Source organism: Psychrobacter sp. 1Y4 (assembly GCF_051847555.1).
The window spans coordinates 1-627 of the sequence record NZ_JBPYDE010000755.1 but is presented as its reverse complement, the minus strand read 5'-3'; the positions used below and the strand labels follow the sequence as shown (position 1 = coordinate 627).

Annotated in this window: 1 protein-coding gene; it reads right to left on the bottom strand. The window is 48.5% G+C overall.

The window, feature by feature from the left end; translation table 11 throughout:
* On the bottom strand, positions 1 to 606 hold a 606-nt coding region (locus ACS8FC_RS18715), incomplete at its 3' end, for an HAD-IC family P-type ATPase (RefSeq protein WP_439297897.1).
* Positions 607 to 627 lie beyond the last annotated feature (21 nt).

The window sequence follows — 627 nt, the reverse complement described above, 5'->3', positions numbered from 1 at the left end:
AAAGGCAAAAAACAAATTTTGCTTGATATTGCGTAGCGTTGCTTGAGCGATTTTTTGCGCGGCATCGATATGCATAAGCGACTCACCCATCAAACGGGCAGAAGCGCTGTGCTGCGCGACATCAGTCCCTTCAAACATTGCAAAACTGGCATCAGCGGTGGCCATTGCTGGCGCATCATTGACGCCATCTCCTGCCATCGCCACCTTATGCCCAGCCGTCTGCAATAATGCAATTTGGCTTGCTTTGTCACGTGGGCTCATCTTGCCATAAGCCTTATCAATGCCCAGCTGCCCTGCCACATGGTCGACAACGGACTGCTTATCACCACTCATCAAGATGACATTGATACCAGCATCTTGTAGCGCAGTGATTGCTTTTGGCGTGTCCGCTTTCAAGTCATCGGCTAGTGCAAACGCGCCTAGTGGCTCATCATCAATACTAATCGCAACGGTACTGGCAATTTGCCATACTTTTGGCATAAATCTTGGCAACGTCAAGTTCGCAAATTCTGCCGTACCCACTTTGATCATCCCAAGCCCTTCGATATGCGCTTGTATACCAGCACCTTTTATCACACTGACATCAGTCACGTTGAATAGAGACAATTGGCGGTCTTTAGCAGTATT